Source organism: Kitasatospora sp. MBT66 (assembly GCF_000710405.2).
Taxonomy (GTDB): Bacteria; Actinomycetota; Actinomycetes; order Streptomycetales; family Streptomycetaceae; genus Kitasatospora; species Kitasatospora purpeofusca.
Genome location: NZ_JAIY01000025.1, coordinates 78,355 through 78,765, shown reverse-complemented (window position 1 = coordinate 78,765; position 411 = coordinate 78,355). Strand labels below are relative to the sequence as shown.

General features: G+C 75.4%; 1 pseudogene. It reads right to left on the bottom strand.

Annotated elements, in window-relative coordinates:
* Positions 1–411 (bottom strand): annotated as a pseudogene (locus BI06_RS52165) (alpha-mannosidase); the annotation flags it as partial.

Sequence of the window (411 nt, the reverse complement as noted above, 5' to 3'; positions counted from 1 at the left end):
CGACATGCAGCAGCACCGGCTCGCCGCCTACCGCCGGGGCGGCGATCCGCACCCACTGGTTCTGCGGGTTGAGGCCCTTCACCGGGCTGCCGTCGGGGCGGTACACCAGGCCCTCGCACTGGAAGCCGGGCATATTGGCGTCGAAGCCGAGGTCGATCAGCGCCTCGACGGTCCGCCCGGCCCAGGCCTCGGGCACCGTCCCGGCCACGGTGAGCCAACTGGTGCTCCAGGGCGCGCCCCAGGCGTCCCCGACCGCGATCGGCGAGCGCGGCGCGGCCAGGCCCTCGGCGACCGGGACGGGCTCGCCGGGCGCGGTCCAGACCGAGACGGTCAGCGGGACGGACTCGGGGTACACCGCCGGGCGGATGCGCTCCTCCAGGACGCGCTTGAGGCGGGCTTCGACGAGGGTGC